General features: G+C 56.6%; 21 protein-coding genes. 12 read left to right on the plus strand and 9 right to left on the minus strand.

Annotated elements, in window-relative coordinates; genetic code table 11:
- Positions 1-476: 476 nt before the first annotated feature.
- The gene (locus tag LBW89_RS27675) at positions 477-1,130 is read right to left on the minus strand and encodes an ASCH domain-containing protein (RefSeq protein ID WP_318249340.1); all 654 of its coding nucleotides are present in this window, start codon (positions 1,128-1,130) and stop codon (positions 477-479) included.
- A gap of 246 nt (positions 1,131-1,376) precedes the next feature.
- Between LBW89_RS27675 and LBW89_RS04570 the strand changes: the two genes are divergently transcribed.
- Positions 1,377-2,417 (plus strand): hypothetical protein, encoded by a 1,041-nt coding sequence (locus LBW89_RS04570; protein ID WP_225038632.1) that lies wholly within the window; start codon positions 1,377-1,379, stop codon positions 2,415-2,417.
- Between the two features lie 57 nt (positions 2,418-2,474).
- On the opposite strand, the gene LBW89_RS04575 is transcribed toward LBW89_RS04570, so the two are convergent.
- The 5 genes from LBW89_RS04575 to LBW89_RS04595 are packed head-to-tail and all read right to left on the minus strand — an operon-like array spanning position 2,475 to position 7,589.
- Entirely contained in the window at positions 2,475-3,536 is a 1,062-nt protein-coding gene (locus LBW89_RS04575) for a glycoside hydrolase family 130 protein (protein WP_148454741.1), read from the minus strand.
- Positions 3,537-3,538: 2 nt separating this feature from the next.
- Positions 3,539-4,516: a DUF1861 family protein gene (locus LBW89_RS04580; protein ID WP_225038633.1), complete on the minus strand. Its 978-nt coding sequence runs from the start codon at positions 4,514-4,516 to the stop codon at positions 3,539-3,541.
- A gap of 25 nt (positions 4,517-4,541) precedes the next feature.
- Positions 4,542-5,381: a carbohydrate ABC transporter permease gene (locus LBW89_RS04585; protein WP_225038634.1), complete on the minus strand. Its 840-nt coding sequence runs from the start codon at positions 5,379-5,381 to the stop codon at positions 4,542-4,544.
- Positions 5,368-6,243 carry a carbohydrate ABC transporter permease gene (locus LBW89_RS04590; RefSeq protein WP_148454737.1) on the minus strand — a complete coding sequence of 292 codons (876 nt, stop codon included), beginning with the start codon at positions 6,241-6,243 and terminating at the stop codon, positions 5,368-5,370. The genes LBW89_RS04585 and LBW89_RS04590 overlap by 14 nt, the downstream gene beginning before the upstream one ends.
- A gap of 14 nt (positions 6,244-6,257) precedes the next feature.
- Positions 6,258-7,589, minus strand: coding sequence for an ABC transporter substrate-binding protein (locus LBW89_RS04595; RefSeq protein WP_225038635.1), 1,332 nt, complete (start codon positions 7,587-7,589; stop codon positions 6,258-6,260).
- Between the two features lie 248 nt (positions 7,590-7,837).
- On the opposite strand from LBW89_RS04595, the gene LBW89_RS04600 reads away from it, so the two are divergent.
- From LBW89_RS04600 to LBW89_RS04625, 6 genes are all read left to right on the plus strand, one after another.
- Positions 7,838-8,857, plus strand: a complete 1,020-nt coding sequence (locus LBW89_RS04600) for a LacI family DNA-binding transcriptional regulator (RefSeq protein WP_213508389.1) — start codon at positions 7,838-7,840, stop codon at positions 8,855-8,857.
- A gap of 608 nt (positions 8,858-9,465) precedes the next feature.
- Positions 9,466-10,806, plus strand: coding sequence for an ABC transporter substrate-binding protein (locus LBW89_RS04605; RefSeq protein WP_225038636.1), 1,341 nt, complete (start codon positions 9,466-9,468; stop codon positions 10,804-10,806).
- A gap of 93 nt (positions 10,807-10,899) precedes the next feature.
- Positions 10,900-11,940: a GDSL-type esterase/lipase family protein gene (locus LBW89_RS04610; protein ID WP_225038637.1), complete on the plus strand. Its 1,041-nt coding sequence runs from the start codon at positions 10,900-10,902 to the stop codon at positions 11,938-11,940.
- A gap of 127 nt (positions 11,941-12,067) precedes the next feature.
- Entirely contained in the window at positions 12,068-12,724 is a 657-nt protein-coding gene (locus LBW89_RS04615; RefSeq protein ID WP_148455846.1) for a formylglycine-generating enzyme family protein, read from the plus strand.
- 277 nt (positions 12,725-13,001) lie between these two features.
- On the plus strand, positions 13,002-13,268 hold the full coding sequence (locus tag LBW89_RS04620; RefSeq protein WP_148455844.1) for a sigma factor-like helix-turn-helix DNA-binding protein: 267 nt from the start codon (positions 13,002-13,004) through the stop codon (positions 13,266-13,268).
- Positions 13,220-13,462 (plus strand): hypothetical protein, encoded by a 243-nt coding sequence (locus tag LBW89_RS04625; RefSeq protein ID WP_148454729.1) that lies wholly within the window; start codon positions 13,220-13,222, stop codon positions 13,460-13,462. The genes LBW89_RS04620 and LBW89_RS04625 overlap by 49 nt, the downstream gene beginning before the upstream one ends.
- Before the next feature lie 110 nt (positions 13,463-13,572).
- On the opposite strand, the gene LBW89_RS04630 is transcribed toward LBW89_RS04625, so the two are convergent.
- On the minus strand, positions 13,573-14,649 hold the full coding sequence (locus LBW89_RS04630) for an acyl-CoA dehydrogenase family protein (protein ID WP_148454727.1): 1,077 nt from the start codon (positions 14,647-14,649) through the stop codon (positions 13,573-13,575).
- A 164-nt stretch (positions 14,650-14,813) separates the two neighbouring features.
- Positions 14,814-15,677 (minus strand): phosphotransferase, encoded by an 864-nt coding sequence (locus tag LBW89_RS04635; RefSeq protein WP_225038638.1) that lies wholly within the window; start codon positions 15,675-15,677, stop codon positions 14,814-14,816.
- A 210-nt stretch (positions 15,678-15,887) separates the two neighbouring features.
- Here LBW89_RS04635 and LBW89_RS04640 point away from each other — a divergent pair, with 210 nt between their 5' ends.
- From LBW89_RS04640 to LBW89_RS04660, 5 genes are all read left to right on the plus strand, one after another.
- On the plus strand, positions 15,888-17,681 hold the full coding sequence (locus tag LBW89_RS04640; RefSeq protein ID WP_225038639.1) for a sensor histidine kinase: 1,794 nt from the start codon (positions 15,888-15,890) through the stop codon (positions 17,679-17,681).
- Between the two features lie 17 nt (positions 17,682-17,698).
- On the plus strand, positions 17,699-18,511 hold the full coding sequence (locus LBW89_RS04645; protein WP_225038640.1) for a response regulator: 813 nt from the start codon (positions 17,699-17,701) through the stop codon (positions 18,509-18,511).
- Positions 18,512-18,641: 130 nt separating this feature from the next.
- Complete coding sequence (locus LBW89_RS04650) at positions 18,642-19,523, plus strand: carbohydrate ABC transporter permease (RefSeq protein ID WP_225038641.1); 882 nt, start codon at positions 18,642-18,644, stop codon at positions 19,521-19,523.
- 15 nt (positions 19,524-19,538) lie between these two features.
- Positions 19,539-20,366, plus strand: coding sequence for a carbohydrate ABC transporter permease (locus tag LBW89_RS04655; RefSeq protein WP_148454719.1), 828 nt, complete (start codon positions 19,539-19,541; stop codon positions 20,364-20,366).
- A gap of 30 nt (positions 20,367-20,396) precedes the next feature.
- Positions 20,397-22,790: an FAD-dependent oxidoreductase gene (locus tag LBW89_RS04660; RefSeq protein ID WP_225038642.1), complete on the plus strand. Its 2,394-nt coding sequence runs from the start codon at positions 20,397-20,399 to the stop codon at positions 22,788-22,790.
- Positions 22,791-22,958: 168 nt separating this feature from the next.
- Here LBW89_RS04660 and LBW89_RS04665 read toward each other — a convergent pair whose 3' ends face one another.
- Entirely contained in the window at positions 22,959-23,240 is a 282-nt protein-coding gene (locus LBW89_RS04665) for a hypothetical protein (protein ID WP_148454717.1), read from the minus strand.
- Positions 23,241-23,252 lie beyond the last annotated feature (12 nt).

Raw genomic sequence — 23,252 nt, forward strand, 5'->3', positions numbered from 1 at the left:
CTTACGTTTATGGGGTTATTTGAGATTTCCCAAGGCCGCTGTCTAGCTAACCGAGTTGAGCAATACCAACAAAGCGTCCCTTTTAGCCTCCTATCCCTCCAATGGATATAAAGGATGCGTGGGATGCGAAATATTGTGGCGTAAACGTTTACCTAAACTATAAAACACCCTTCCCCCGTTGTCAATGTGACTTGAGAGGATAGGGCTCACTTTCTAACGGAAATAATAGCCGCTATTTTACGAAAAATAGCTCTTCCCGAATTCTAACGGACGCCATAGCGCCTATTTCCCACTTTTAGCACTAAAATTGCTGATTATTACTATAATAGCTGCTATTATTTCCGTTAAAATCTGAAATCGACCCGTTTGGCAGAAATAGCGGCTACTATTTCCGTTAGAATTTTTGAAGTTCCGTTACAGCTGTTCAAGTTCCGTTAGAACTGATTGGCTACAGCGGAACGACAGCGGAAATCAACCTACCACCGGGCCTCCCAGTTCCACAATCCCTGCTTCCCCGCGGCGGGGACCGGCTCCGGCAGCTTTCGCACTTCGACCAGCTCCCAGCCGTATCGCCCCAGCGCGAAGTCACCGAACCGATACTCTTGCCCGGTTACAACTAAAGCGCGGTTCTCGCGGTTCTCGCGGTTCTCGCGGTCTCTACAATCTCTGCCATCCTCACTATATCCGCCATTTCCACTATCCTTGCCATCACCACTCCCCACGCCATTTCTGCCACCCCCACCATTTCTGCCACTCCCACCATTTCTGCCATCTCCGCCATCTCCGCCTCGGCCAGCTTTGCCGCGTTCGCCAACTTCCCCGCATCCGCCACTTCCGCCCTCCCGGACGTTCAACACGGCCGTCTCCCCGTCGTTGGCCACCACCGGGTGGCAGCCTGCCAACCGGGCGATCGCCACCACCGCGCCGGTCGGCAGGTTGGCCGCGGTGTAACCGGACGCCGCCAGAAGCGAACGCACCGGCTCCGTCAGGCAGGCTGCCAGATCTACCCGCTTTCCGGCATGAATCGCCAACTCTCCGCGGTAGTTCGTTTTCCAGCCCCGCGTTTCCAGGCGCTTTTCGCCAATGGCGATAAGCGTCGCCCACGGCTGGCGTATCGTGATACAGCGCATGTGCACCCCTACCTCACCTTCCCGATCTTCTCGTTCTCCCTACTCTACTAAATGTATACCGGAAGGCCGAAAATAACAAAACCCTTCGCCGCTGAATGTCGTATGTCTTTTTCCCTGCCCCCCCGAAAAAATAGTCCAAAAGTTCCGTAGACATCATGGACTATTGGAACCTGCCGCGCATTTGGATAAAATACCCTTAATTCGTATATTACATAAATCACATCATATGGAGGGTAACAACAATCTATGGGAAGAAATGATCAACGTAAAGGATTCATAAGAAAAGGCTTAATGCTGGCTTTAAGCTTCCTGCTGGTGATGGTCGCTTTCCTCCCGGCGGGTTCCGCCCAAGCCGCCGACAGCAAGTGGATCAATGCGGTATGGACCAAATACAAAAACTACAACTCGACCGTAAATGCTTCCTACGACACCTATATGGCGAAGCTGACCAAGGACTACAATACATATTACAAGAACCAGAACGACCGGCTTGCTGAGCTGGAGCGCATCGTTTTGGAAGACCAGAAGAAGTGGAACGAGAAGTTTGCAGCGGATTTGGCGGAGCTTAAGCCGCGGTACGAGAACAACGATGACCTAAGGTTCGAATTGCGGCAGTATGAACGCGAGATCAACCCGAATTCGCTAAGCAGCCAAATGGGAGTCTATGTCCGGGCGGCCAACCGCCATTCGCTCAGCAGCACGATGGGGCTTTTCGCCCGCGAGCTCAACGAAAACTCGCTAAGCAGTTATATGTACGAATACAAAAAGGCGACCAACATCAACTCTTTATCCAGCCCGGCTTACGGCCTGCACAAAACGGTGACGGACACCTACTTGTCCAGCCCGATGTACGCGTTGATGAAGAGTTCCAGCACCAGCTACATTTCCAGCCCGATCTATGCCTATTCGCGCGGGAAAATCAGCAAGGCCAACGCCCAGAAGCAATACGCCAAGCTGTTTACCCAATACACGGAACAAATTTCTCAGGATTCGGCCACGTATAAACAACAAATCGCTTCGACTTCCCAATCCGTGCAGCAGAAGGTTGAAGCGCTCTACCAGGATACGATCAGACAATTGGAAAACCAGCGGAACAACACCCTGCAAGCCATCTCGGACCAGCGCAAAAAACTGACCGGCGAAGGCCTCACCTGGGAACCGCTGCTGCTGGCCCCGGTAGAGGGATCAACGGGAACTTCGGCGGGATCTCAGGCGGGCAACTCGACGAACCCTTCCGCGGAAAAAGCGCCAGCTGCCAGCCAGGGAACGACCGCACAGCAGCCCTAATATTCGATAAAAAGGAGGAACGGCACCTCAAGCGCGCCATTCCTCCTTTTTTTTGTCTCACACGTATTCCAAGCTGTCCAACACTTCCCGCAGGCTAAGCTCCGCGCAGGCCATGGAGGTGTCGGCCACACCGTAGTACATCTTGATGGTGTCCCCCTCCACTAGCGCCCCGCAGGAGAATACGACGTCGCCGAAAAAGCCGTTTTGCTCGTAAGGCGCTTCCGGCTCCATGATCGGATGGCCGGATCGGGCGATGACTTTCGACGGGTCATTCAGGTCGAGCAGCACCGCTCCCATACAGTAACGGTGATCCGGCGTCGCGCCGTGATACAGCTCGAGCCAGCCTTTTTCCGTACGGATCGGAACCGCGCCTCCGCCGATGCGGCCGCTATCCCACCTGCCGGGACGAAGGCCGAGCAAATGCTTGTGATTGCCCCAGTATACCAGGTTGTCCGACTCGGCGATCCAGATCTCCGGATTTCCCGTGCTTTTCGTGGTCGGACGGTGCAGGGCATAGTATTTGCCGCCGATTTTCTCCGGAAAAATCAGCACGTCCTTGTTGTCCGGCCCGAAAATCATGCCGTGATGCCGGGTCGTGACGAAATCCGTCGTCGATACCAGCGCTTCGCCGATGCCGACGGGGGACACCGCCGAGAAGTAGATGTAGTACGTGTCGCCGATTTGCGTCACCCGCGGGTCCTCGATCCCGAACGTCTCCAGCGGGCCCGACGGATAGATGAACGGCGCGTCATCGATCGTAAAACGCCGGCCGTCCCGGCTGCGGGCAATCCGGATATAGGACAGCGAAGTCAGATATTCGAAGCTTCCGCTCTGCGCCTTGTTTCGAATCACCCGGGGGTCGGAGAAATCATAGCGTTCATCGTCGGTGTTAAACTCGATCAGGTCCAACTTGCCGGTTTCCGGAAGGTATACCGGGGCCTTAACCACCCGGGGATCTTCGCTGACCGGCCGTTCGGCGACCCTTAAGAGCATCAGGATTTCCTCTCCGTATTTGGCGATTCCCGCATTGAAGGCGCCGATGACCTCAAAGCCTTCATGATAGGCCGGAACCTGTGCGGGAACGATCAAAGGATTTTCCTCGTACCGGTAAATCTTCATGACTACTCCACCTTCCTTGCAGGCAAAAATTCAAAGCGGGCGAACGGGTCGTTGATCTGCACGCTCTGGGCTTCCGCATCGCCGATACCCGCGTACAAAACCGCCCTCCCGTCCTGCAGGCGCACCAGTCCGCCGCTGAACACAACATCCCGCAGGTCGGCCCGTTTGGCCGGACCGGGAAGGAACTGTTCGCGGATGGCGATCAGCTCGATGTCCGAAGCGGTTCCGCTATGCGGATCGAACGCGAAGGCCATCGGGTAGTAATGGCGGTCGCCGCGCTCGTCATAGCAGGCGATATGGCCCAGCACGCCGAGAAGCCCGCCGGAGAGCCGGTGGATTTCATTCGCGCCGCCCCACTCTTCGTCGGTGAATTGGCCGGGCAGCAAGGGCGCCGCTTCCACGCTCTCCACCGTCAGTTCGTCCAGGGAGCTCAACCGGAAGAAGCCGATTTTGCCTCTTCCCCCTTTAGCTCCCTGCGGGCGGGTAAATACGCCGATCGAGCCGTCGGCAAGCTCCACCAGGCGGAGATCCTTCATGCCGTCCGGCCCGTGGAATAGCGGCTGCAGCTCCTCCAGCCGCGGGCCTTTGTAGATGACGGTCCGCCAGCCCAGCTTCTCCGCATCCTCGGGGTGCGGGAACACCTCCACGCCCCCGATGACAAGCTCGCCGCCGATCCGGGTATGGAACGGATCCTGCAGCCTCAGGACCGGAGCTCCCTCCAGCGGCGTGTAGCGTCCCTCCCGCTCCACAAAAAACATCAACTCCGACTGCTCGCTGTCCCGGGATTCCACCCGGCCGGCGATGACGGTTACGCCCCCCGCCTCAAACGGCGCGGTAATGTTGTAAACGTCCCTGTCGCCAACGCCGGCAAACTCCAGCTTTTTCGGGTCCCGAATGCGGGCATCCCGGCTTTTGAACTGCTCCAGCAGCACCTTACAGGTTTTGACGCCGGTATTCTCCAAGTAGGTCAATATCTCCATTCTCCTTCCTAAGCGGACAAATTCTCTATTTTAAAGTAAACTGCATGCCTTCCTGGAACTTCTTGCCGAAAAGAATAAACAAGATAATGATCGGCAGGGAGAGCAGAACGGATCCCGCGTACAGCGGCCCCGGATAAGTTCCGTAAGGACCGAACATTTGGGAGAGCAGTACGTTCAAGGTCAACATATGGTCGCTCCGCACCATGATCATGTCCCACAGCAATTCGGTCCAGCGTTCCATCAGAAGGAACAGGAAGATCACGCTGGTGATCGATTTGGACATCGGAAGCATAATTTTGTACAGGATTTGAAAGTCCCGGGCCCCGTCCAGCTTGGCCGCCTCGATAAACGCGTCGGGCACGGCCTTGAAGAAGTTCGTGTACATAAAGACCGCCCACAGGCTGACGCCTTTCGGGATGATGAGCGCCCAGTACGTGTCGTACCAGCCCAGCTTCTGTATGATGAGAAAGCTCGGAATGAGCAGGATGATCGCCGGAAAAAACATATGGAACAATATGAAATTGTTCACCGTGTCGCGGCCGCGGAATCTCAGCTTGGAGAGCGCGTAGGCGACCATGACGCCAAAGGCCATCATCAGCGCGGTCGACAACAGCGATACGACGATACTGTTGAGGAACGAGCCGATCCAGGGCCGGGTCACCCCGGTCTCCCCGCCGAGAAACAGCCATTGGTACGATTTGAGCGTAAACGCGTCCGGGATCAGCTTGCGGTCGACCTGGCTCCAGTCGGCCAGGGAGTTCAACACCATGTAAAGGTACGGATACACCATCACCAGCAGAAGCACGACCGCTATGGCGTAGCGGACCGACAATCGGATTTTTCTGTTGCGATTAGACCCAACCATTGCGTTTCCCCCAAACTTCCAGCAGCTTCCGGATGATAAATATCGAAATAAACGTGGCGAGCGAAGCCAACAAAGCAATCGCGGACGCATATCCGGCCTGCAGGTTTTTGAACGCCTGACTGAAAATTTCCATCTGCCAGGTGTTGGTCGCGTAATTCGGACCGCCGCCCGTCAACTGGTACACCTCGGTGAAAATCCCGAACGTAACACCAAACGCCAAAATCAGCGTCGTGTAAATGGCGGGGTACATCAGCGGCAGGGTGATTTTCCAAAAACGCTGCCGGTTCGACACGCCGTCGATGGCTGCGGCTTCATAGACTTCCTTGTCGATGCCGGCCAGCCCGGAAGTAAGAATCAAGGCGTAATACCCGGTGAATTTCCAAGCCATGATCGCGCCAACGACGAGCAGGGCGGCCCAGGGGCTTCCCAGCCAGTTGATGTCCACACCCAGGCGCCGCAGCGTTTCGTTCAGCGGACTGTTGTAAGAGAGGAACCCCTTGACGATCAGCGAAGATACGACGCCGGATGACAGATAGGGCAGGAAGAATCCGATCAAAAAGACGCTGCGGAACTTCGGCAGCCCGTGCACAAGCACCGCCACCGCCATGGACATGACAATGACCAGCGGCACGAAGACGATCATAAATTTGTAGGTGACCCAGAAGGCCGACTGTACGCCGGGGGATTTCAGCGCCTTCAGAAAGTTGTCGAACCCGACGAACTCATAAGTCGGCGCGATCAGGTCCCAATTGGTAAAGGCCAAATAGAAAGACCAGATTAACGGTCCCAGGAAAAAGACCAGGGAATAAATCAGGTAGGGGCTGGTGAAAAGCCAGCCCAACCGTGGGTTGTTTTGATTCATGTTGGAAGACCCCTTTATTGAAGTTCTCCTTCAATCGCTTTCTTCAGATTGCTCCATCCGGTTTGAGGGTCGATTTCCCCGCGGACCACTTTGTTCAGGGCTTCCTGCCCGATGAACGTCTGCAATTCGTTAAATTTCGGATTGTCCATCGGCGGGACGGCGTTCGGCACGTTCTCCGCATACGGCTTCAATTCGGGGCTTGCGTCCAAAATCGCCTTGAACGATTCGTTCGTGGACAAGTCGTCCCGGGCCGGCGGCAGCTTCGTCTGTTCAAACCATTTGGCGTCGTTCTCCGGATTGGAATACACCCATTTGATGAAATTCATGGCCGCTTCCTGCTGTTCTTTGGAGGCGGACGCGTAAATCACAAGCCCTTTCGTGTCGGCGAACGTTTTGGAAGCTCCCGGGTCCAGACCGTCCGGCACCGGCGGCATCGACAGCGTGAAGTTCTCCCCGTATTTCATCTCCGGGAATTTTTCGGCCCAGTTGGTGAAGGTCCACGGACCCAGATCGGTAAACACGCTCACGCCGGTTTCAAACGGATCGGTGACGTTTTGGGCCAGCAGGCCTTTCGCTTGGCGCAGGTCGTCCAAAAATTGCAGCGTGGCGACCCCGGCCTTCTCATCGCCGATAAAGCTCGAGCCTTCCAAAAATTTGTTGCCCCCCGACGCCGCGTTGTACAGCATGAAGAAGTCGAACCATCTCTTCCAAGCCGTCGGATCGGCGAGATCCGCTTTCGCCCACAAATATTTGTCCGGGTATTTGGCTTTGAGCTTGCCCGTCAGTTCCAACACTTCGCTGTAGGTTTTCGGCGGTTCGGCGTACCCGAGTTCCTGCAAAATATCGCTGCGCCACCCGAACAGCATCGCATTGGAGTAAATCGGCAGTACATATTGATGACCGTCCGCGAACTTCCACGGCTCGATCGTATCCTTCATATGGCGGGACGAAAGGATCTCGTCATAGCCGGGCAGCGTCTCCAGCGGAGCAAGCGCCTTACTGTTCGCCAATTGGGCGGCGAAGCCGCGGTTGATATTTTCGGCGATCGTCGGGGCGCTGCCGCCGGCAATCGCCGCCTGAATGCTCGCCTCGGAACTCGGCGATTCCTTGATGGCGCTGACGTTGATTTTTACGTTTCCGTTCTCCGCTTCGTAAGCTTTGGCCATCTCCTGCCAGAACGCTTGCTGCGTCGGGTTCGGGGCGGCCCAAAATTCGATCGTCACTTTACCGCTTGCGCCCTTTCCGTCATCTCCGGCCGCAGATTTTGCGCCTTGTCCGGTAGAACAGGCGGAAAGCAGAGTGATCGCCAAGGAGAGGGCGAGCAGAACTGGATATCTCTTTTTCATCCGATAGACCTCCTAAGTTTTGAGTTTCGTAAGGTTACAGATTAAAAAGTAATGTTAAATGTAAGCGTTTATATCACTGATTATTAACCTAATTTCCCAACCTGTCAAGTGACTCCGCGATGAAATGTATAAATTTTTATCGATAATCCAGCTTTACTTATTTAACTTGTAACGTTACAATTTAAGCAGGAATTAGCTGGGTGTTGTTTGTCGCGCCGCTTATTGTCAAGAAAGAAAGGAATGTTGATATGAAGTCGAAAGTCACGATGCAGGATATCGCGGATCGTCTGAACCTCTCGAAAAACTCGGTGTCTCAGGCCCTGTCGGGGAAGGATGGCGTGAGTGAGGAAACCCGCAGAAAAATTATGCGGGCTGCAGATGAGATGGGATACGTATATACCTTGGGCAAAAAGAAGAAGGCGGTTACGGACAGCAAAGGCGCGATTGCCCTGATCGCCTCCGAATTCGCGTTTTCCCAGAAAAACTTTTTCGGTGAAATTTACCTGACGATCGAACAGGAAGCCGCGAAATACGGAAAGCGCCTGCTGATCCAGTCGGTCACCCGGGAAGCAGCGGAGTCGCTGGCCCTCCCTTCTTTTTTAATGGAGGATGACGTGGACGGCGTGATGGTCCTTTCCCACATTACAACGGATTACATCAACAAGGTCATTGACACCAAAATTCCCACCGTGCTGATCGACCACCACCACCCGCGCATTCAAGCGGACTGCATCCTGACGAATAACCGTTTCAGCGCATACGAGGCGATTCGGCACCTGGTGGAGCTTGGCCACACCCGCATCGGCTTTCTCGGCGATATTTCCATCTCGCCCAGTTACTACGAGCGCCTGGAAGGCTTCAATTTAGCCATGCGGGATTTCGGCATTACACCGCGGGACAGCTGGCTCTGCACCGATACGGCCGAGGACGCCGGCAGCGTCATGAGCCGGGTTCAATCCCTGGACGAGCAGCCGACGGCCTGGTTCTGCGTCAACGACGGCCTCGGTTTCTTCCTGAACGCCGCGCTCCAGCAGCTCGGCTACCAGATTCCCGCCGATGTGTCGATCGTCAGCTTTGACAACGGCTACCTCTCCCGTCTGTCGACGCCGCCGACCACAACGCTGGACGTCGATCTGAAGCTGTTCGGCGTCAAAGCCGTCGAACAGCTGTTCAAGCGGATCCAGGAGCCGGGCGAGCCCTACACGGAGCTCCTGCTGCCGACGAAGCTCCTGGTCCGCGAGTCCACCGCCGCCGCGCCGGAGGCTTGAGGGCGCGGGCGGTACGGCGCGCGCCGGGCGCAGGCGGCCCCGCGGAGGCAGGCCGCAGGCGGGCGAACCCGGGCGGGGCCGCGGGACGCCGGCGAGCGCCGGGCTGCCACCGGGGCCCGGCACCGCGGGGGCGCTAGCCGGGCCGCTTGGCGCGCCCGGGTCGGGGCGGGGCCGCGCGCCGGCCAGCGCCGGCCCGGACGGCCTGCCGAATTAACGGGATTTCCTCCCGTTAATTCGGCCAAACCCGCCGGCGGTCCACATTTACCGGGAATTCCTCCCGTTAATTCGGACCGCCAAGCCCTTTTCGCCCCTGTTGGCGCGGATTAGCTGGAGAAATTCCAGCTAATTGCCCCGCCAGGGGCGAAATCCGCAGCATTAACGGGCAAAATTCCCGTTAATGCCGCCAGCCCCCCTCACTTTCTCCGCCTCCCAACCTTCCCATCCGCAGCCCTACTTTTTCCCCAATAGAACGATTTATTCCACTCCCTTTCCCTTTACATAGATATGTTCCATGGACTTCGCGTTTTTGTTCCTTCTGGCGGTTTTTCCGGTCTGGTATCCTTGATCCATCAACGAAATTATGGATTAACTCAGGGAGGTTGGCGCTTTTGAAAAAGAAAGGTTGGGTCGCGGGATGGACCGCCTTGGTTCTCATCATGGGCTTACTGGCGGGATGCTCGGGCGGAGGGGACGGCAGCGGCGGCAATACGTCCGGGAAAGCCGGGGAACAGGCCGGCGGGAACGCCAAGACGGGGAACACGGTCACGTTAAAAATGTGGGGCGGCGTTCCGCCGGAAGCGGGGCCGCAGCAGGTCATCGACGCGTGGAATCAAGAGCATCCCGAAATCCAGGTCGAGTACGTTCGCTTCGTCAATGACGACGATGGGAACCTCAAGCTCGATACGGCGATGATTACCGGACAGGATGTCGATTTGTTCGTCAATTACTCGATCTCCCAGGCATCCAAACGGGTGGAGTCGAACCTCGCCCTCGATTTAAGCCCATTCAGCGACTATAATATCGACGAGAAAATGGGGGCCGACGCGGCAAGCTGGAAGATCGACGGGAAGTATTACGGGATGCCGACCACGAAGAGCCCGTTCTTCATCGCGCTGAACAAGGATGCGCTGGACGCCGCGGGCCTGCCGGTTCCCAAGGACTGGACCTGGGACGAGCTGCGCGAATACGCCAAGAAGCTGAAAACCGGGTCGAACTACGGATTCATTCAAAACATGGAGCCGTTCGTCGACCCGATCGATTCCGTTTTGTCGCAGGAAGGGTACACCAAGCCGGACGGCACCTCCAATTTGGATCACCCGCTCGTCAAAAAATGGCTGGGAACGCTCGACGCCATGATGAAAGAAGACAAGACCACGCCGCCGCTCGGGGAACAGTTGACCTCCAAAATGCCGGTGGAGCAGGTCTTCCTCAGCGGGGAGGTGCCGATGCTCAATATCGGGGCCTGGCTGCTGCGCAGTTCGAACAACTTCACCGACTTCCCGCGCGATTTTAAAATCGCCTTCGCCCAGGTGCCGCGGCTGGCGGACAGCGCGGACAACTATGTCACGCGCGGCGGTCTCGGCGATTACATTTCGATTAACGCCAAATCCAAGCACCAGGCGGAGGCGTGGGAATTCCTGAAGTGGTATGCGGACGGCGGTATGGCGCCGATGGCGGCGGGCGGACGGCTTCCGGCCTCCAAGGACGCCAATCAGGAGGATGCGCTGACCAGCCTGCTCGGCGACAAAAAGGACACCTATGACCTCGAATCGCTCATGTACGTCATGTTCGAGGACAAAACGCCGACTTATGTGCGAAGCTTGCCGCAGGAGGTCATGGATATGCGGGCGCAGGAATACGAAAAGTTCTTCCTCGGCGCCCAGTCCCTGGACCAGACGATTCAGGCCATGGTGACGCGGCATAACGACTTTTTGAAGCAAAACAAATAAGGCTGGAGGCTTGCAAGCTTGCTTAGGGGTCGTCGTTTCCGCGGCGGCCCCTTTTCCACGGCTTCTTTTCAAAACAGAAAGTGAGGAGTCTTTATGATCCATAAACAAGTGGAACTGCACAATGTGGAGGAATTGGTTCGTGTGGAAGGGCGACCCGGGCTGCTGATGCAGCGCGTACCGGAGACCGTCAGGGCCGGATTGCTCGAAAAAGGACGCGACCAAATCCGCCGGGCCGCCCTGCTGGAGATCCGCTTCGGGCTGGAAACGGGAAGCGCGGCGATTACGTTGGCCAGCTTTGGCGGCGTCAGTCAGGTTAAGGTGTTTTACGGGGATTATGAGGTGGAGAGCCGCCAAATCGGGGAAACGCCGACAACGATTGAAATCGCGGATGTGGGACTGGAGCCCGGATTTCAATTCAGGTCCCCGTGGTCCGAAAAGGTGCCTCGTCCCTCCTTCGGCCCGATCTGGCGGATTCTCGTACACGGCCACGAGGTCCACTTGCTCGGCCTTGAAGGCGAGGGACTCCGTCCTCCCGCTCCTCACGAACAGCCCGCCCTCCGCTACCTGGCCTACGGTACCTCGATCACCTTCGGGATCGCGGCTTCCTCGCCCGAGGTAACCTATGTCGCGCAAACGGCCTGGCGCCTCGGCTTGGACGCTTTAAACCTCGGCATGCCGGGCTCCGCGCATTGCGAACAGGCGATCGCGAAGCATATCGCCGCCAGAGACGATTGGGACATCGCGACGTTGTGCATCTCCGTCAATATGCTCAATCAAGGCATCCCGGCCGACCGGTTTGCCGACCAAGCCGCGGCGATGATCCGGACGATCGCCGCCGCGCATCCCGGCAAACCGCTAGTTTGCATCGGCTTGTTCCCGAGCTACGCCGACCTCGGCTGGACTTGGCCGGAGCGCGAGGTGCGCTCCACCAGCGGCGAGTATCGGGCGGCGCTTTGGGACGTCGTACAGCGCTGCGGGTTTCCGCAGGTCAGGTATGCGAACGGCGGCGAGCTGCTGGACGATTGGCGCGGCCTGTCCCATGACCTCCTACACCCGGCCAGCAGCGGCATGATCCAAATCGGCGAGCGCCTCGCCTCGGTGATGCGCCCTTTGCTGCCCACCCCAAAAAAATAGGCGCTTATGGATTGCATATTTTTGGATTGCCCAAAGGGAGGAGGCGAGGTAGAATTGGTAAAATCAGGACGAAAAATTAGGAGGAGAATTATTGTCATCATTTGAATTTAAATCGGAGGATATCCCTATGGCGCTTATTCCCAAGGGTGAAGTCCAACTCCGGGACGACCGGATTCAGCGGCGCTGGAACGTAGAAGTTGAGTCTTTTCTTCTGGCCAGCTACCCAGTGACCCAGGCATTGTACCGAGCTGTTGTCGGCGGTCCGCCCGTTGATGCGGCTAGCAGCCAAAAGCCGATGGTCAACATCTCCTGGCATGAGGCGGTATCTTTTTGCAATATGATGTCCCGGGCGGCTGGGTTGAGCGAGTGCTATTCCTTCGGCGAGGATGGAGAAACCGTCGATTGCGATTGGACGGCCGAGGGCTATCGGCTTCCTACCGAAGCTGAGTGGCAGTATGCATGCAAAGCGGGGACCACGGGATATCAATACGACGAGTTGGACCGGATTGCCTGGTATAGCGAAAACTCACAGGGGGCGCCCCATGAAGTCGGGCAAAAAGATCCCAACCCTTGGGGACTATATGATATGCTGGGTAATGTCTGGGAGTGGTGCTGGGATATTTATGATAAAGAGGTGTACGGCACGTACCGGATTTTTCGCGGGGGCAGTTGGGCGGAGGAAGCCCGGGGTTGCGGAGCAACCTGCCGTCGCCGCAGCCATCCGACTTTTAAAATCGACGACCTAGGGTTCCGTTTGGCCCGGCCGGCAGTTAAGCGGTGCTAAACCGGCGCTTCTATACGACGGGATTTTCTAATTGTGAGAGGAGTATTCGTACTCTTCTTTTTTTGTATCCCTCTGTATTAAAACGAAAAATATTGGTATAATAAGAACATACGTTCCTGTTTTTTCGTCCTTCGGTTGTAAAATAGCCTAATTATTACCCAATATATAAATAAATAACTTTCGCAGAGGAGGGGTTACTTTGGAAAAGCAGTATAGTACCGTTTACGAGCAATACAGAAGCGAGATTTATCGCATCGGCTGGCGAATACAGTACCGTATGAAAAAAATTAGATATAGAGAACGCCCTCTCTATGAGAATAGCCAATATCCTTCTCCTTACTATACTCGCTCATCCGAAGAGAAAATTCTGGTTAGAGATCTCGTCGATAAATTACCTCCCAGAGGGAAATTTGTTATAGAGAAACTGTACTTTCAGCATCTAACCGAAGAAGAAGTCGCACAGCATCTGAATATTAGTCAACAGGCGGTGAGTAAATGCAAGAAAAAAATGATCCAACTTTTATCTCGGACCGCGAATTACTAAAGCTGCTTCAATCCGCCAAACAGCGGGATACGGAAGCCATGTTGAAACTCGTAGAAGTATTCAAGACAGATATTTTGCGTATCAGTAAATTTATTTATTTACCCGAGGAGGATGCCGTATCGGAGATAACGCTGGAGTTCCTCGAGTATGTTCTGAATGCCGAGGTTTCCGAATTCAATGAAGGGGAATTCTAAACTCTCCCTATCTTCCGTTTGCGGTTCTTGAAAATGTAGAAAAAGTCGGCTTCCGCCGACTTCCCCTATGTCCCTGGCCCCGTTCACTTTATCCAACGCGTTTACTAATGTTACCCTTTCTCCTCCTCAAAAGAAACCAGCAACACATGATGCGCAACGGTGTGCAGATCCCGCCAGATCCGGTTGATGGTCGTGTCCTCCATCACGGCGTGCATCCCCAGGTACGGGAATAGTTCCCCGGCGCAGCCGACGGCCGTGCGGGCGGCTTGCTTGCTGATTTGTCCGACCAGCCGCTGGGCTTCTTCCGTCAGCGTACCGCCGTGCTCCACCTGGTCCCAGGACTCGCGGACCGCACGGTAGAACGTATCGCGGGCCTGGGCCCATTCCGTCTCCATCCGGTCGGTCCGCTGGCGGACGAACGGATAGCGATGCGCTTGGGCAGCCTCCCATCCCGCCTTGTTCGCTTCCGCCAGGCCGGACGCCTCGTCCAGGAAATGACGCGCCAGACCCAAAGCCATCGCCGCAAACGACGTCTCCGCAAACGGAAGAAACGGGTAGCGGTAGATGGCGTAATCCCGGAAACCCTTTTGCTCCCCAAGATCAAAAGTCCGCTCTTCCGGCACGAAAATCCGGTCCACCCTCATCGTATGGGATTCCGTCGCCCTCAGGCCAAAGGCGTTCCAATCCGGAACGATCTCCACCTGCTCCGGCAAAAACACAAACGAACGGATCGGAGCTTCCTCGTCCGCCTCGGCCTCTCCATAGGCGATACGGCAGTTTGCCGTAAACAGCGTCGCATAGGAAGACCCGCTGCAGTATTTCCAGGAGCCGGTCACGGTATAGCCGCCTTCGATCTTGCGGGCCACGCCCGAGGGGGCTCCGCTGCCGGCGACCACGGCCGCCCGGGGAGAGAACAACTCCCGCGCCACCTCCGGCTCCATATAGGCCGCAAACATACCGCCGCCCGATCCGATCGTCACCAGCCAACCCAAATTCCCGTCCAGCCGGGCGGCTTCCTCAAACACCTCCAGCGCTTCCGGCAGAGCCAGCATCCTTCCGCCCAGCTCCTCCGGCACAAACAGTTTGAACCAACCCAGCTCATGAACCGCCTCCAGCAGACCGGGGTCCAGCCTTCTCGTCCGCTCCATCTCCGCCGAACAGGCGCGTGCCATTTCCTCCGTGATCATCCCTAGTTCCTCCTCCGTATATAATCGCGAGTCCATTACAAACCTTCAAGCATCGCCGGCAGATCCGTTACATGGTGAGCCAACCACTCCATTTCCTTGGCAAACCGGACGGTCGTGTCTCTCTCCCTGTCCATCTCCGCATGTATCCACCGCACGCCTTCCATCTACCACAACAGCTGCAAAGCCTGGGTCAGGAACCCTGAGGCCGCATGCCGTTCTTCCGTATACCCTGCCATGAAAGCCCGTGCGAGAAAAGCATCCAACCGCCCCTGATCGTCCAGAGCGCAGGAGATCACCGCCCGGGCCGCATCAAGCGCCGGGTAATCGTAATTCAACCTGTCGAAATCAAGCACAGCCGCCACCCGGTCCTCAAAAAACAACAGGTTGTCCACCCACAAGTCCCGGTGCGCCCATCCCATAGCCGCGCCCGCAAACCGATCGATGTCCGCCACCTCCGTCGCCCGGAGTTGGGTCTCGACCTCCCCCACAAGCCGATCATCCCCCGCCGCCGCTGCCGTCTGCCTTAGGGACCGCCAATGGCCCATTCGCTCCTCACAGCTCGGCGGAACGAACTGCGGGCTTGCCTTCGCACCCAGCGTCCCGTCGTTCAGCAAGTGATGCATCCGGGCCGTGACGAGGCCCAAATCATGAATCTGCCGCTCACCGACTCGGCCGGGCAGAACCAAACTTCCCTCGCAAAACTCCATCACCAGAAAGCGTTCGCCGTCCTCGCTGGTCACAAATACCTCCCCGCGGTCCGACAGCAACCGGGGGCATGGCAGCCCGCTCTCCCTTAGCCTGATCTGCTGCGAGAAAGCCCGGAGCAATTCCTCCGACTTATAAAGTTTAAACCGCTCCCTGTTGTACTGTTTGATCAGAAGCTGTCCCGCATCCGTACTCACTTTCCATTTTAGATTTAACCATCCCCGCCGGATCGGCGTGCGCTCGAACACCTCGATTCCGAAACGGCGGCGAAGACTATTCTCAATGTCTTCCCAAATCTGTTCTTCCGATCCCGTTGAATCCACCCGATTCACCTCACGCAGTGGTGCAATGTACTAATTTCCATCTTAGGCGACACCCCGCCTTTTGTAAATCACTCCTAAAATCGCTCCCATCAATAGAACAAATCTTTGTTTCTCTACAAAACAACGCAATTTACCCCAAGGCCCTCCGCCCTTTTCTCCCTATGCTATAATTGAAAAAAACACCCCACCTCAAGGGAGGCGGCAGCCGAGATGCCACGAGCATTCCGTTTTCTAATTCCCCAAAAGCTGAAGTACCGCTTGTTCGCCGCTTTTGTGTTTTTGATTCTGCTTCCCTTTTGCGCTTTGAATTTATATAACTATCAGCGGATCGAACTGCTCGTGCAGCAAAAAATCAGCCAGCAGAGTCATTATCAGTTGGAGCAGATGTACCGGACGCTGGAGGAACAGATCAGCGTGGCCTTCAAAACGCTGATTTTTCTGCAACAGGACAGCACCGTAAAAACCGTGCTGAGTCATCCCGAACAGCGCAACCCGCTGGAGAACAAGAGGATGATCGAGAGTATATTCAACAATTTGAACAACAGCTTTTTCCTGTACAATCCCTCCGTGTACTTTACGCTTCTGGACTTAAATGAAAGCGTATACACTTCCTATTCGCCCAGAGCCGTGCTGGATTACCGGTCCATGAGGGACAATCCGGGATTTGCACGGGATTCGATGAACGGAGGTTCCTACCGCTGGGTGCCTAACGACGAAAACTACGTCCTCCGGGATATTTCAACCAGCCCGTACCTGCTGTCGGTCTATGCTTATTTGGAGGATGCGCAAAAGACGCCCTACGGCCTGGCCCGCATCAGCATCGACTACTCCTCCTGGTTTCAATCGGCGCAGAAACAGTCGGCGCTCCAGCAGGCGTATTTTCTGGTGACGAGCGCGGGGGACACGATTTCCCGGTCGGCGCAGGATAGCCGGCTGTCCCACAGCGTCTTGTCCCGCATTTCCGACCGGCCGGAGCAGAAATATTTTATCGATAAACCGTCCAATTCCCTGATCAACTACATTTATGTGGAATCCTTGGACTGGTACATCGTCAACCGCATCCCTCTCTCCGTGCTCTTCATCGAGATCGAGGATTTGAAGCGGCAGTATTTTCTCACTTTCTTTTTGCTGATGGGCGTGTTCCTGGTGATGACCTTCCTTATTTCGGCGACGATCACCCGCCCGCTGTCCCATTTGCAAAATAAAATGAAGGCCGTCGTGCAGAAAAATTTAAAAATCCGTCTGCCGGAGCATAAATTCAGCGGCGAGATCCTGGACTTGACCCGGACCTTCAACACGATGCTGGACGATACGAACGAGCTGATCCGGCGGCTGAAGGCCGAGGAACGGCAGAAGGAAGCCGTGCATTTTCAGATGCTGCTGGCGCAAACCAATCCTCATTTTTTGCTGAATACGCTCAATACGATTAAATGGATCTCCATCCGCCACCGGAATGAGGAGATTACGAACATCACGCTGTCCTTGGGCAAGCTCCTGGAAGCCAGTCTGAATACGGATAAAGATCTGATCCATCTGCAGGACGAAATGGAACTGGTCCAGGCTTACGTCCACATTCAACAGGTGAGGTACCGCGACAAGTTCGAGGTGACATATGACTACGAGGACACTGTCCGGTATGCGCTCGTTCCGAAACTCAGCTTGCAGCCGCTGGTCGAGAACGCGATTATCCACGGGTTAAGCCCGCGGCCCGGTTCGGGGCGGATTCAAATCAGGGTCTATCAAGAAACGCCGGATCAACTGACGGTGGAAATCGCGGACAACGGCGTCGGCATGGAAAAAGCGCAAGCCGCCAAGGGAGCCCGCAGGCGACCGGGCATCGGACTCGGGAACATCCGGGAGCGATTGCGTCTTCTTTTTAAAGAGAAAGGTGCAATGGAGATTTGTTCTTCCGATCAAGGCGCGACCGTCCGCTTATCGTTTCCGCTGCTGCTCTCGCCCCCTTACGCCCATGAGCCATGGAATCAAGCCCAAGGGCATTCCTAATACCGGGAGGAATATTCATGTGGAATGTACTGCTCGTAGAAGATGAAGTGTTCGTGCGGGAATCCGTGCGGGAAATTATCGCCTGGGAGGAACTCGGGTTCACGGTGTCCGGGGAGGCCGGCAACGGCGCGGAAGCGCTGGAGATGATCCGCCGGGAACCGCCCGATCTGGTCCTGACGGACATTATCATGCCGGAGATGGACGGGGTCGAGCTGTTAAAACGCAGCCGGGAAGAAGGATACGGCTCCCGCTTCGTCATGCTGACCTGTATGAGCGACTTCGAATATGTCCGCCAAGCGATGGAATACGGCGCATCAAATTATATTTTGAAGCTGTCGATGAGCGTGAACTCGCTGCGGGAGACGTTGCGAAAAATCAGCGCCGAGTTGCAAAAGGATCGGGTTCAGGGAAACCGGCCGGCCGCGAGCCCGGCAAATGGGACGCCATCCCGGCCGCAGCTGCCGCCCCTGCTGCAAGAGAATGTGACCACCCATCCGGAAATCCAGAAAATCCTGCAATACATCCACGCCAACTTCGCGCAGGATATCACGGTCAAGTCTATGTCCCACTACGTGATGATGGGGGAAAACTACGTCAGCACGCTTTTTAAAAAGAAAACCGGCCACACGCTCATCCATTACCTGCATCAAGTCCGGGTCAATCAAGCCATCCGTTACCTGATCGAGACCGACCTGCCCGTGCATGAGATCGGCCACCGGGTCGGATTCATGAACGACAATTACTTCATTAAGATATTCAAACGGCTGACCTCGCACACGCCCAGCAGATACAGACAGCTGAACAAAACGGACGATAGAACAAAACTGTAAACCGCCTTACCCGACCGCCGCCCTAAATGCGTATTTCTGTCGCATGAAGTCGGTGGTTTTGTTTCTTATGCCCTTCCGGCCCCGCTGGTAAGCTTTAGGGGAGATCAAGTTTAAAGGGAGTGGGGCTTCTGTGAAAACATCCTGGATGAAACGGCAGCAATATCTCGGCTATCTATTTATCGGGCCTAATATGCTGGGGGTGCTGCTGTTCTTTATTGTTCCTGCCGCGTATTCTTTTTACCTCATGTTCACCGACTATAAATTTATGAACCCGGATACGAATTTCATCGGAATGGCCAACATTCGGCGCATGCTGCAGGATGAGGTATTCTATACCGCCATCGGGAACACCCTGTTGTTCCTGCTGTCGGTTCCGCTGTCCATCGGCCTCGGTTTCGTCGTCGCCGTCGTGCTCAACCGCTCGGTTTTTCTCAAAAAGACGCTGCGCGCCTTGTATTTCATGCCCTACATTACAAGCGGGGTGGCCGTCGCCTTTGTCTGGATGCTGCTTTTCCACCCGAACAACGGGCCCATCAACGGTATTCTTCGCTCGCTGGGCGTCGCCCATCCCCCGGGCTGGCTGTCCACCATGGACACGTCCATGTATGCCATCGACATCATCTGGATCTGGTTTATGCTCGGGTACAACATGATTATCTATCTGGCCGCCCTGCAAGAAGTATCCGGCGAACTGCTGGAAGCCGCCAAAATCGACGGAGCCCGCACCTGGCAAACGGTCCGCACCATTCTGTGGCCGCTCGTCAGCCCGACGACCTTCCTGCTGCTGATCACCGGATTGATTATGTCGATCAAGCAGTTCGGCATTATTCAGGCCATTACGCAGGGGGGGCCGGGCAACAGCACGACCGTACTCTCGCTGTTCATCTACCAGAACGCCTTCCGTTATTACGAAATGGGCTACGCCTCCGCCATCTCCTGGGCTCTGTTCCTCATCATCCTGCTGTTCACTGCCGCCCAATGGATGGGACAAAAACGCTGGGTCCACTATTAAGGGGGAAAACCGACAATGACTAGAGCCCTGGTGCAAAAAATCGTTCTCACGTTGCTTATGCTGTTTTTCAGCATCGTCATGATCGTTCCTTTCCTATGGATGATCAGCACTTCGTTCAAAACGCCGGCGGAGGTGTTCCATTACCCGATCCGCTGGATTCCCGCCGATTTCCACTGGGAGCATCACCTGAAAATATGGACGGGACCGAACAGCTTCGTGCATTATTACTTGAATTCGTTAAAAGTAGCGCTCCTCGGTACGGCCGGGGCCGTGCTGCTCTCCGCCTTGGCCGCATACGGCTTCGCTCGGATCGAATTTAAAGGCCGGAACGCGCTGTTCCTGATTTACTTGTCCATGATGATGGTCCCGCCCCAGGTTCTGTTTGTGCCCAAATTCATCATGTTCGACTGGGCCGGCATTTACAACACCCATTGGGCACTGATTCTTCCGGGGATGTTTACCATTTTCGGCGTGTTTATGATGCGGCAGTTTTTCCTGTCGGTGCCTTATGAAATTTCCGAGGCCGCCTTTTTGGACGGAGCCGGGCATTTCCGCATCTTCTCGCGGATCATTCTGCCGATGGCCAAACCTTCATTGGCTACGCTGGCGATCATCGACTTCTCCTGGCATTGGAACGACTACGAGAACGCGCTCGTGTTTCTGATCGACCAAGATCTGTTCACCGTACCGCTCGGCCTGCAGAATTTCATTCTTGAAAACAACGTCGACTATAACGGCATGATGGCCGCGGCCACCGCCGGGATCATTCCCATGATCCTCGTCTTCCTGATCGGACAGAAATACATCATCGAAGGCGTGGCCAGCTCGGCGGTTAAGGGTTGAACCTAATTTCGGAAGGGAGTGCTTTGGAACATGAAATTGGAAAAGGTTCGTAACGATATCACCGTGGTCGGCGGAGGGCTGGCCGGCGTTTGCGCCGCCGTGGCGGCGGCCCGGCTCGGACGGAAAGTCGCCCTGGTCCACAACCGCGGGGTGCTGGGCGGCAACTCCAGCAGCGAGGTGCGGGTATGGGTCTGCGGAGCGACCGCGCACGGAATTAACCGATACGCGCGGGAGACGGGAATCATGGGCGAAATGTTCCTCGAGAACCAGTACCGTAATCCTGACGGCAACCCGTATCTATGGGATCTGGTCGTCCTGGAGACGGTGCGGGCCGAGCCGAACATCTCGCTATATCTGAATACCGACGTGCACGAAGTCGAAGCGGAAGGACCGGAGGAAGAGCGGCGAATCCGGTCGGTGACCGGCTGGATGATGGGATCGGAGCGGCGGATCACTTTCGAGAGCCCGATGTTTCTCGATTGTACGGGCGACGGGCTCGTCGGATTCCTGGCGGGAGCGCGTTACCGGATCGGCCGGGAAGCCCGGCATGAATTCGGAGAGGCGTGGGCGACGGAGGAAGCCGATGAGATTACGCTCGGCAGCACGCTGCTGTTCTACACGAAGGACGCGGGGCACCCCGTCAAATTCGTACCGCCTTCGTTCGCCAAGGATATTACCCGAACGCCGATTCCGCTGAAGCGAGTCATCCGCAGCGGGGACTCCGGCTGCCATTATTGGTGGATCGAGTGGGGCGGCGAACTGGACACGGTCCACGATAACGAGCGGATCCGCGATGAGCTGTGGGCCGTGATCTACGGCATCTGGGATTACATCAAAAATTCGGGGAGGTTCGACGCGGACCGCCTGACGTTGGAATGGATCGGCTCCCAGCCGGGCAAGCGCGAATATCGGCGATTTACGGGAGATTATGTCCTGACGCAAAACGACATTATCGCCCAGCAGCGTTTTGAAGACCGGGTCGCCTTCGGGGGCTGGTCCATCGACCTGCATCCGCCGCAGGGGATGTACGCCGAGGCCAGCGGCTCCAAGCATATGCACGCGGACGGCAACTACCACATCCCGTTCCGCAGCCTCTATTCCGCCAACGTGGCGAACCTGCTGTTCGCCGGGCGGAATATCAGCGCGACGCACGTCGCCTTCGGCACCACCCGGGTGATGGCCACCTGCGCCATCCTGGGGGAAGCCGCCGGAACGGCGGCCGCGCTGTGCGCCGAGCGGGACATGACGCCCCGGGAGCTGTCCCGGCGCCATACCCCGCTCCTGCAGCAAACGCTGCTGCGGCAGGACGCCTCCGTGCTGGGGCTCGCCAACCGCGACCCCGGCGATTTGGCCCGGCAGGCGGTCGTGCGCGCCTCCTCGCATCTCTCGCGGATCGCCGTCGAGTCTCCGCAGGAGGCCTACCCGCTGGAGAACGACATCGCCGTTCTGCTCCCGGCCGACCCGGGGCTCCGCGGCAAGCTGGAATGGCTCGTCGACGCGGCCGGCCCCACGGAGATGACGGTCGAGGTGTGGAGCACCGGCAGGCCGGAGAATTACGTCCCAGCCGCGCTCGAATACCGAGCCTCGGTGCGGGTTGCCGAGGGCCCGAAACAGTGGGTCGCGGTGGAACTCGACTGGATGCCGGACGAAAGCCAAAACGCTTTTGTCATCGTGCGCGGCAATCCCTTGCTCCGATTATACCTATCGGACGCGTCGGTAACGGGCCTGCTTGCTTTTGAGCGGGGCGTAGCGTCCGGCGTGTCCAAAGATTTAGAGGATCACGACGACACCCAGCCGGTCGTGGAATGGAGCATGAAGCGGCTCGCGCGCCGGCTTTTCTGCCTGCGGGCGGACTTCCCGACGGAGGCCTATCGCCCCGAGCGGGTCATCGACGGCTACAAGCGCCCGTATGGGGGGCCGCATATGTGGCTGTCCGGGCCGATGGCGACGGGGGCGGACGCAATGGCGGCGGACGCGGCGGCGCTGACGGCGGGGGGAGCCATGACGGCGGGCGTGTCGGCGGCGGTGTCGGCGGGGGGAGCGGTACCGGCGGACGCGATGGCGATGGCGGCGGCGGACGCGGCGGAGCAGCCTGCTCCCTGGATCGAGCTAAGCTGGGACCGGCCCCGGGAAATCCGGGAGCTGCACCTGATCTTCAATGACGATGTGAACGAGGACCTGATCAATCTGCACCATCACCGGACACCCTTCGAAGTCATCCCGGAGCTGGTCAAAAGCTACCGGATCGAGGTCCTGGCGGACGACGGAAGCTGGATCCCCATGCTCCGCGAAACGGGCAACCGCCGGCGGAAACGGGTCCACACGCTTGCCCTCCCTTTGACCGCGGCGGCCGTCCGGCTGGTCATTAAAGAGACCCATGGCTCGGCTTACGCGGAGGTCATCGAGATCCGGGTCTATGGGTAGGCGGCGGTAGTGTGCAGGAGGCAGCGATAGTGCGGAGGCGGACGTTAGGTGCAGGCCGTAGTGTGCAGGCGCCGTTGGGACCCGAACAAAGAAACAGGGCCTTTTCATGACCGCTTACGTGCGCATTAAAACTGACATCGGTTCTAACCATGCCGGCCTTTATGAGACTTATTCGCCGATTTTGGCGACGCGTGGTGAACTAGGCCTGATACCCGCAGCTTCTCTTGCCGACTGTTGCCGACTGCCAAAATAACGGCCTTTTGGGCCGTTATTTTGGCCTGATTCGGCTCTTCGGGCATAATAGCGGTCAAAAAGGGCCTTATTTACCTTGAGCGGACCCCAAATCAGGGTTTTGGCCGCTTTTTTCCAAAAATAAGCGCCTAAAAAGCCGCTATTCGGTTCAGAAGAGCCAAATTCGACAAAATAGCGCCTTAAAAGACCCTTATTCACCTCCACTACCTC

It is taken from the genome of Paenibacillus sp. alder61 (genome assembly GCF_020179875.1).
GTDB classification, from domain to species: domain Bacteria; phylum Bacillota; class Bacilli; order Paenibacillales; family Paenibacillaceae; genus Fontibacillus; species Fontibacillus faecis.

Excerpts from the sequence above, each read along its gene's own strand:
- LBW89_RS27675 (WP_318249340.1), bottom strand. The coding sequence starts at position 1,130 with ATGCGCTGTATCACGATACGCCAGCCGTGGGCGACGCTTATCGCCATT.
- LBW89_RS04570 (WP_225038632.1), top strand. The coding sequence starts at position 1,377 with ATGGGAAGAAATGATCAACGTAAAGGATTCATAAGAAAAGGCTTAATG.
- LBW89_RS04575 (WP_148454741.1), bottom strand. The coding sequence starts at position 3,536 with ATGAAGATTTACCGGTACGAGGAAAATCCTTTGATCGTTCCCGCACAG.
- LBW89_RS04580 (WP_225038633.1), bottom strand. The coding sequence starts at position 4,516 with ATGGAGATATTGACCTACTTGGAGAATACCGGCGTCAAAACCTGTAAG.
- LBW89_RS04585 (WP_225038634.1), bottom strand. The coding sequence starts at position 5,381 with ATGGTTGGGTCTAATCGCAACAGAAAAATCCGATTGTCGGTCCGCTAC.
- LBW89_RS04590 (WP_148454737.1), bottom strand. The coding sequence starts at position 6,243 with ATGAATCAAAACAACCCACGGTTGGGCTGGCTTTTCACCAGCCCCTAC.
- LBW89_RS04595 (WP_225038635.1), bottom strand. The coding sequence starts at position 7,589 with ATGAAAAAGAGATATCCAGTTCTGCTCGCCCTCTCCTTGGCGATCACT.
- LBW89_RS04600 (WP_213508389.1), top strand. The coding sequence starts at position 7,838 with ATGAAGTCGAAAGTCACGATGCAGGATATCGCGGATCGTCTGAACCTC.
- LBW89_RS04610 (WP_225038637.1), top strand. The coding sequence starts at position 10,900 with ATGATCCATAAACAAGTGGAACTGCACAATGTGGAGGAATTGGTTCGT.
- LBW89_RS04615 (WP_148455846.1), top strand. The coding sequence starts at position 12,068 with ATGGCGCTTATTCCCAAGGGTGAAGTCCAACTCCGGGACGACCGGATT.
- LBW89_RS04620 (WP_148455844.1), top strand. The coding sequence starts at position 13,002 with ATGAAAAAAATTAGATATAGAGAACGCCCTCTCTATGAGAATAGCCAA.
- LBW89_RS04625 (WP_148454729.1), top strand. The coding sequence starts at position 13,220 with ATGCAAGAAAAAAATGATCCAACTTTTATCTCGGACCGCGAATTACTA.
- LBW89_RS04630 (WP_148454727.1), bottom strand. The coding sequence starts at position 14,649 with ATGATCACGGAGGAAATGGCACGCGCCTGTTCGGCGGAGATGGAGCGG.
- LBW89_RS04640 (WP_225038639.1), top strand. The coding sequence starts at position 15,888 with ATGCCACGAGCATTCCGTTTTCTAATTCCCCAAAAGCTGAAGTACCGC.
- LBW89_RS04645 (WP_225038640.1), top strand. The coding sequence starts at position 17,699 with ATGTGGAATGTACTGCTCGTAGAAGATGAAGTGTTCGTGCGGGAATCC.
- LBW89_RS04655 (WP_148454719.1), top strand. The coding sequence starts at position 19,539 with ATGACTAGAGCCCTGGTGCAAAAAATCGTTCTCACGTTGCTTATGCTG.
- LBW89_RS04660 (WP_225038642.1), top strand. The coding sequence starts at position 20,397 with ATGAAATTGGAAAAGGTTCGTAACGATATCACCGTGGTCGGCGGAGGG.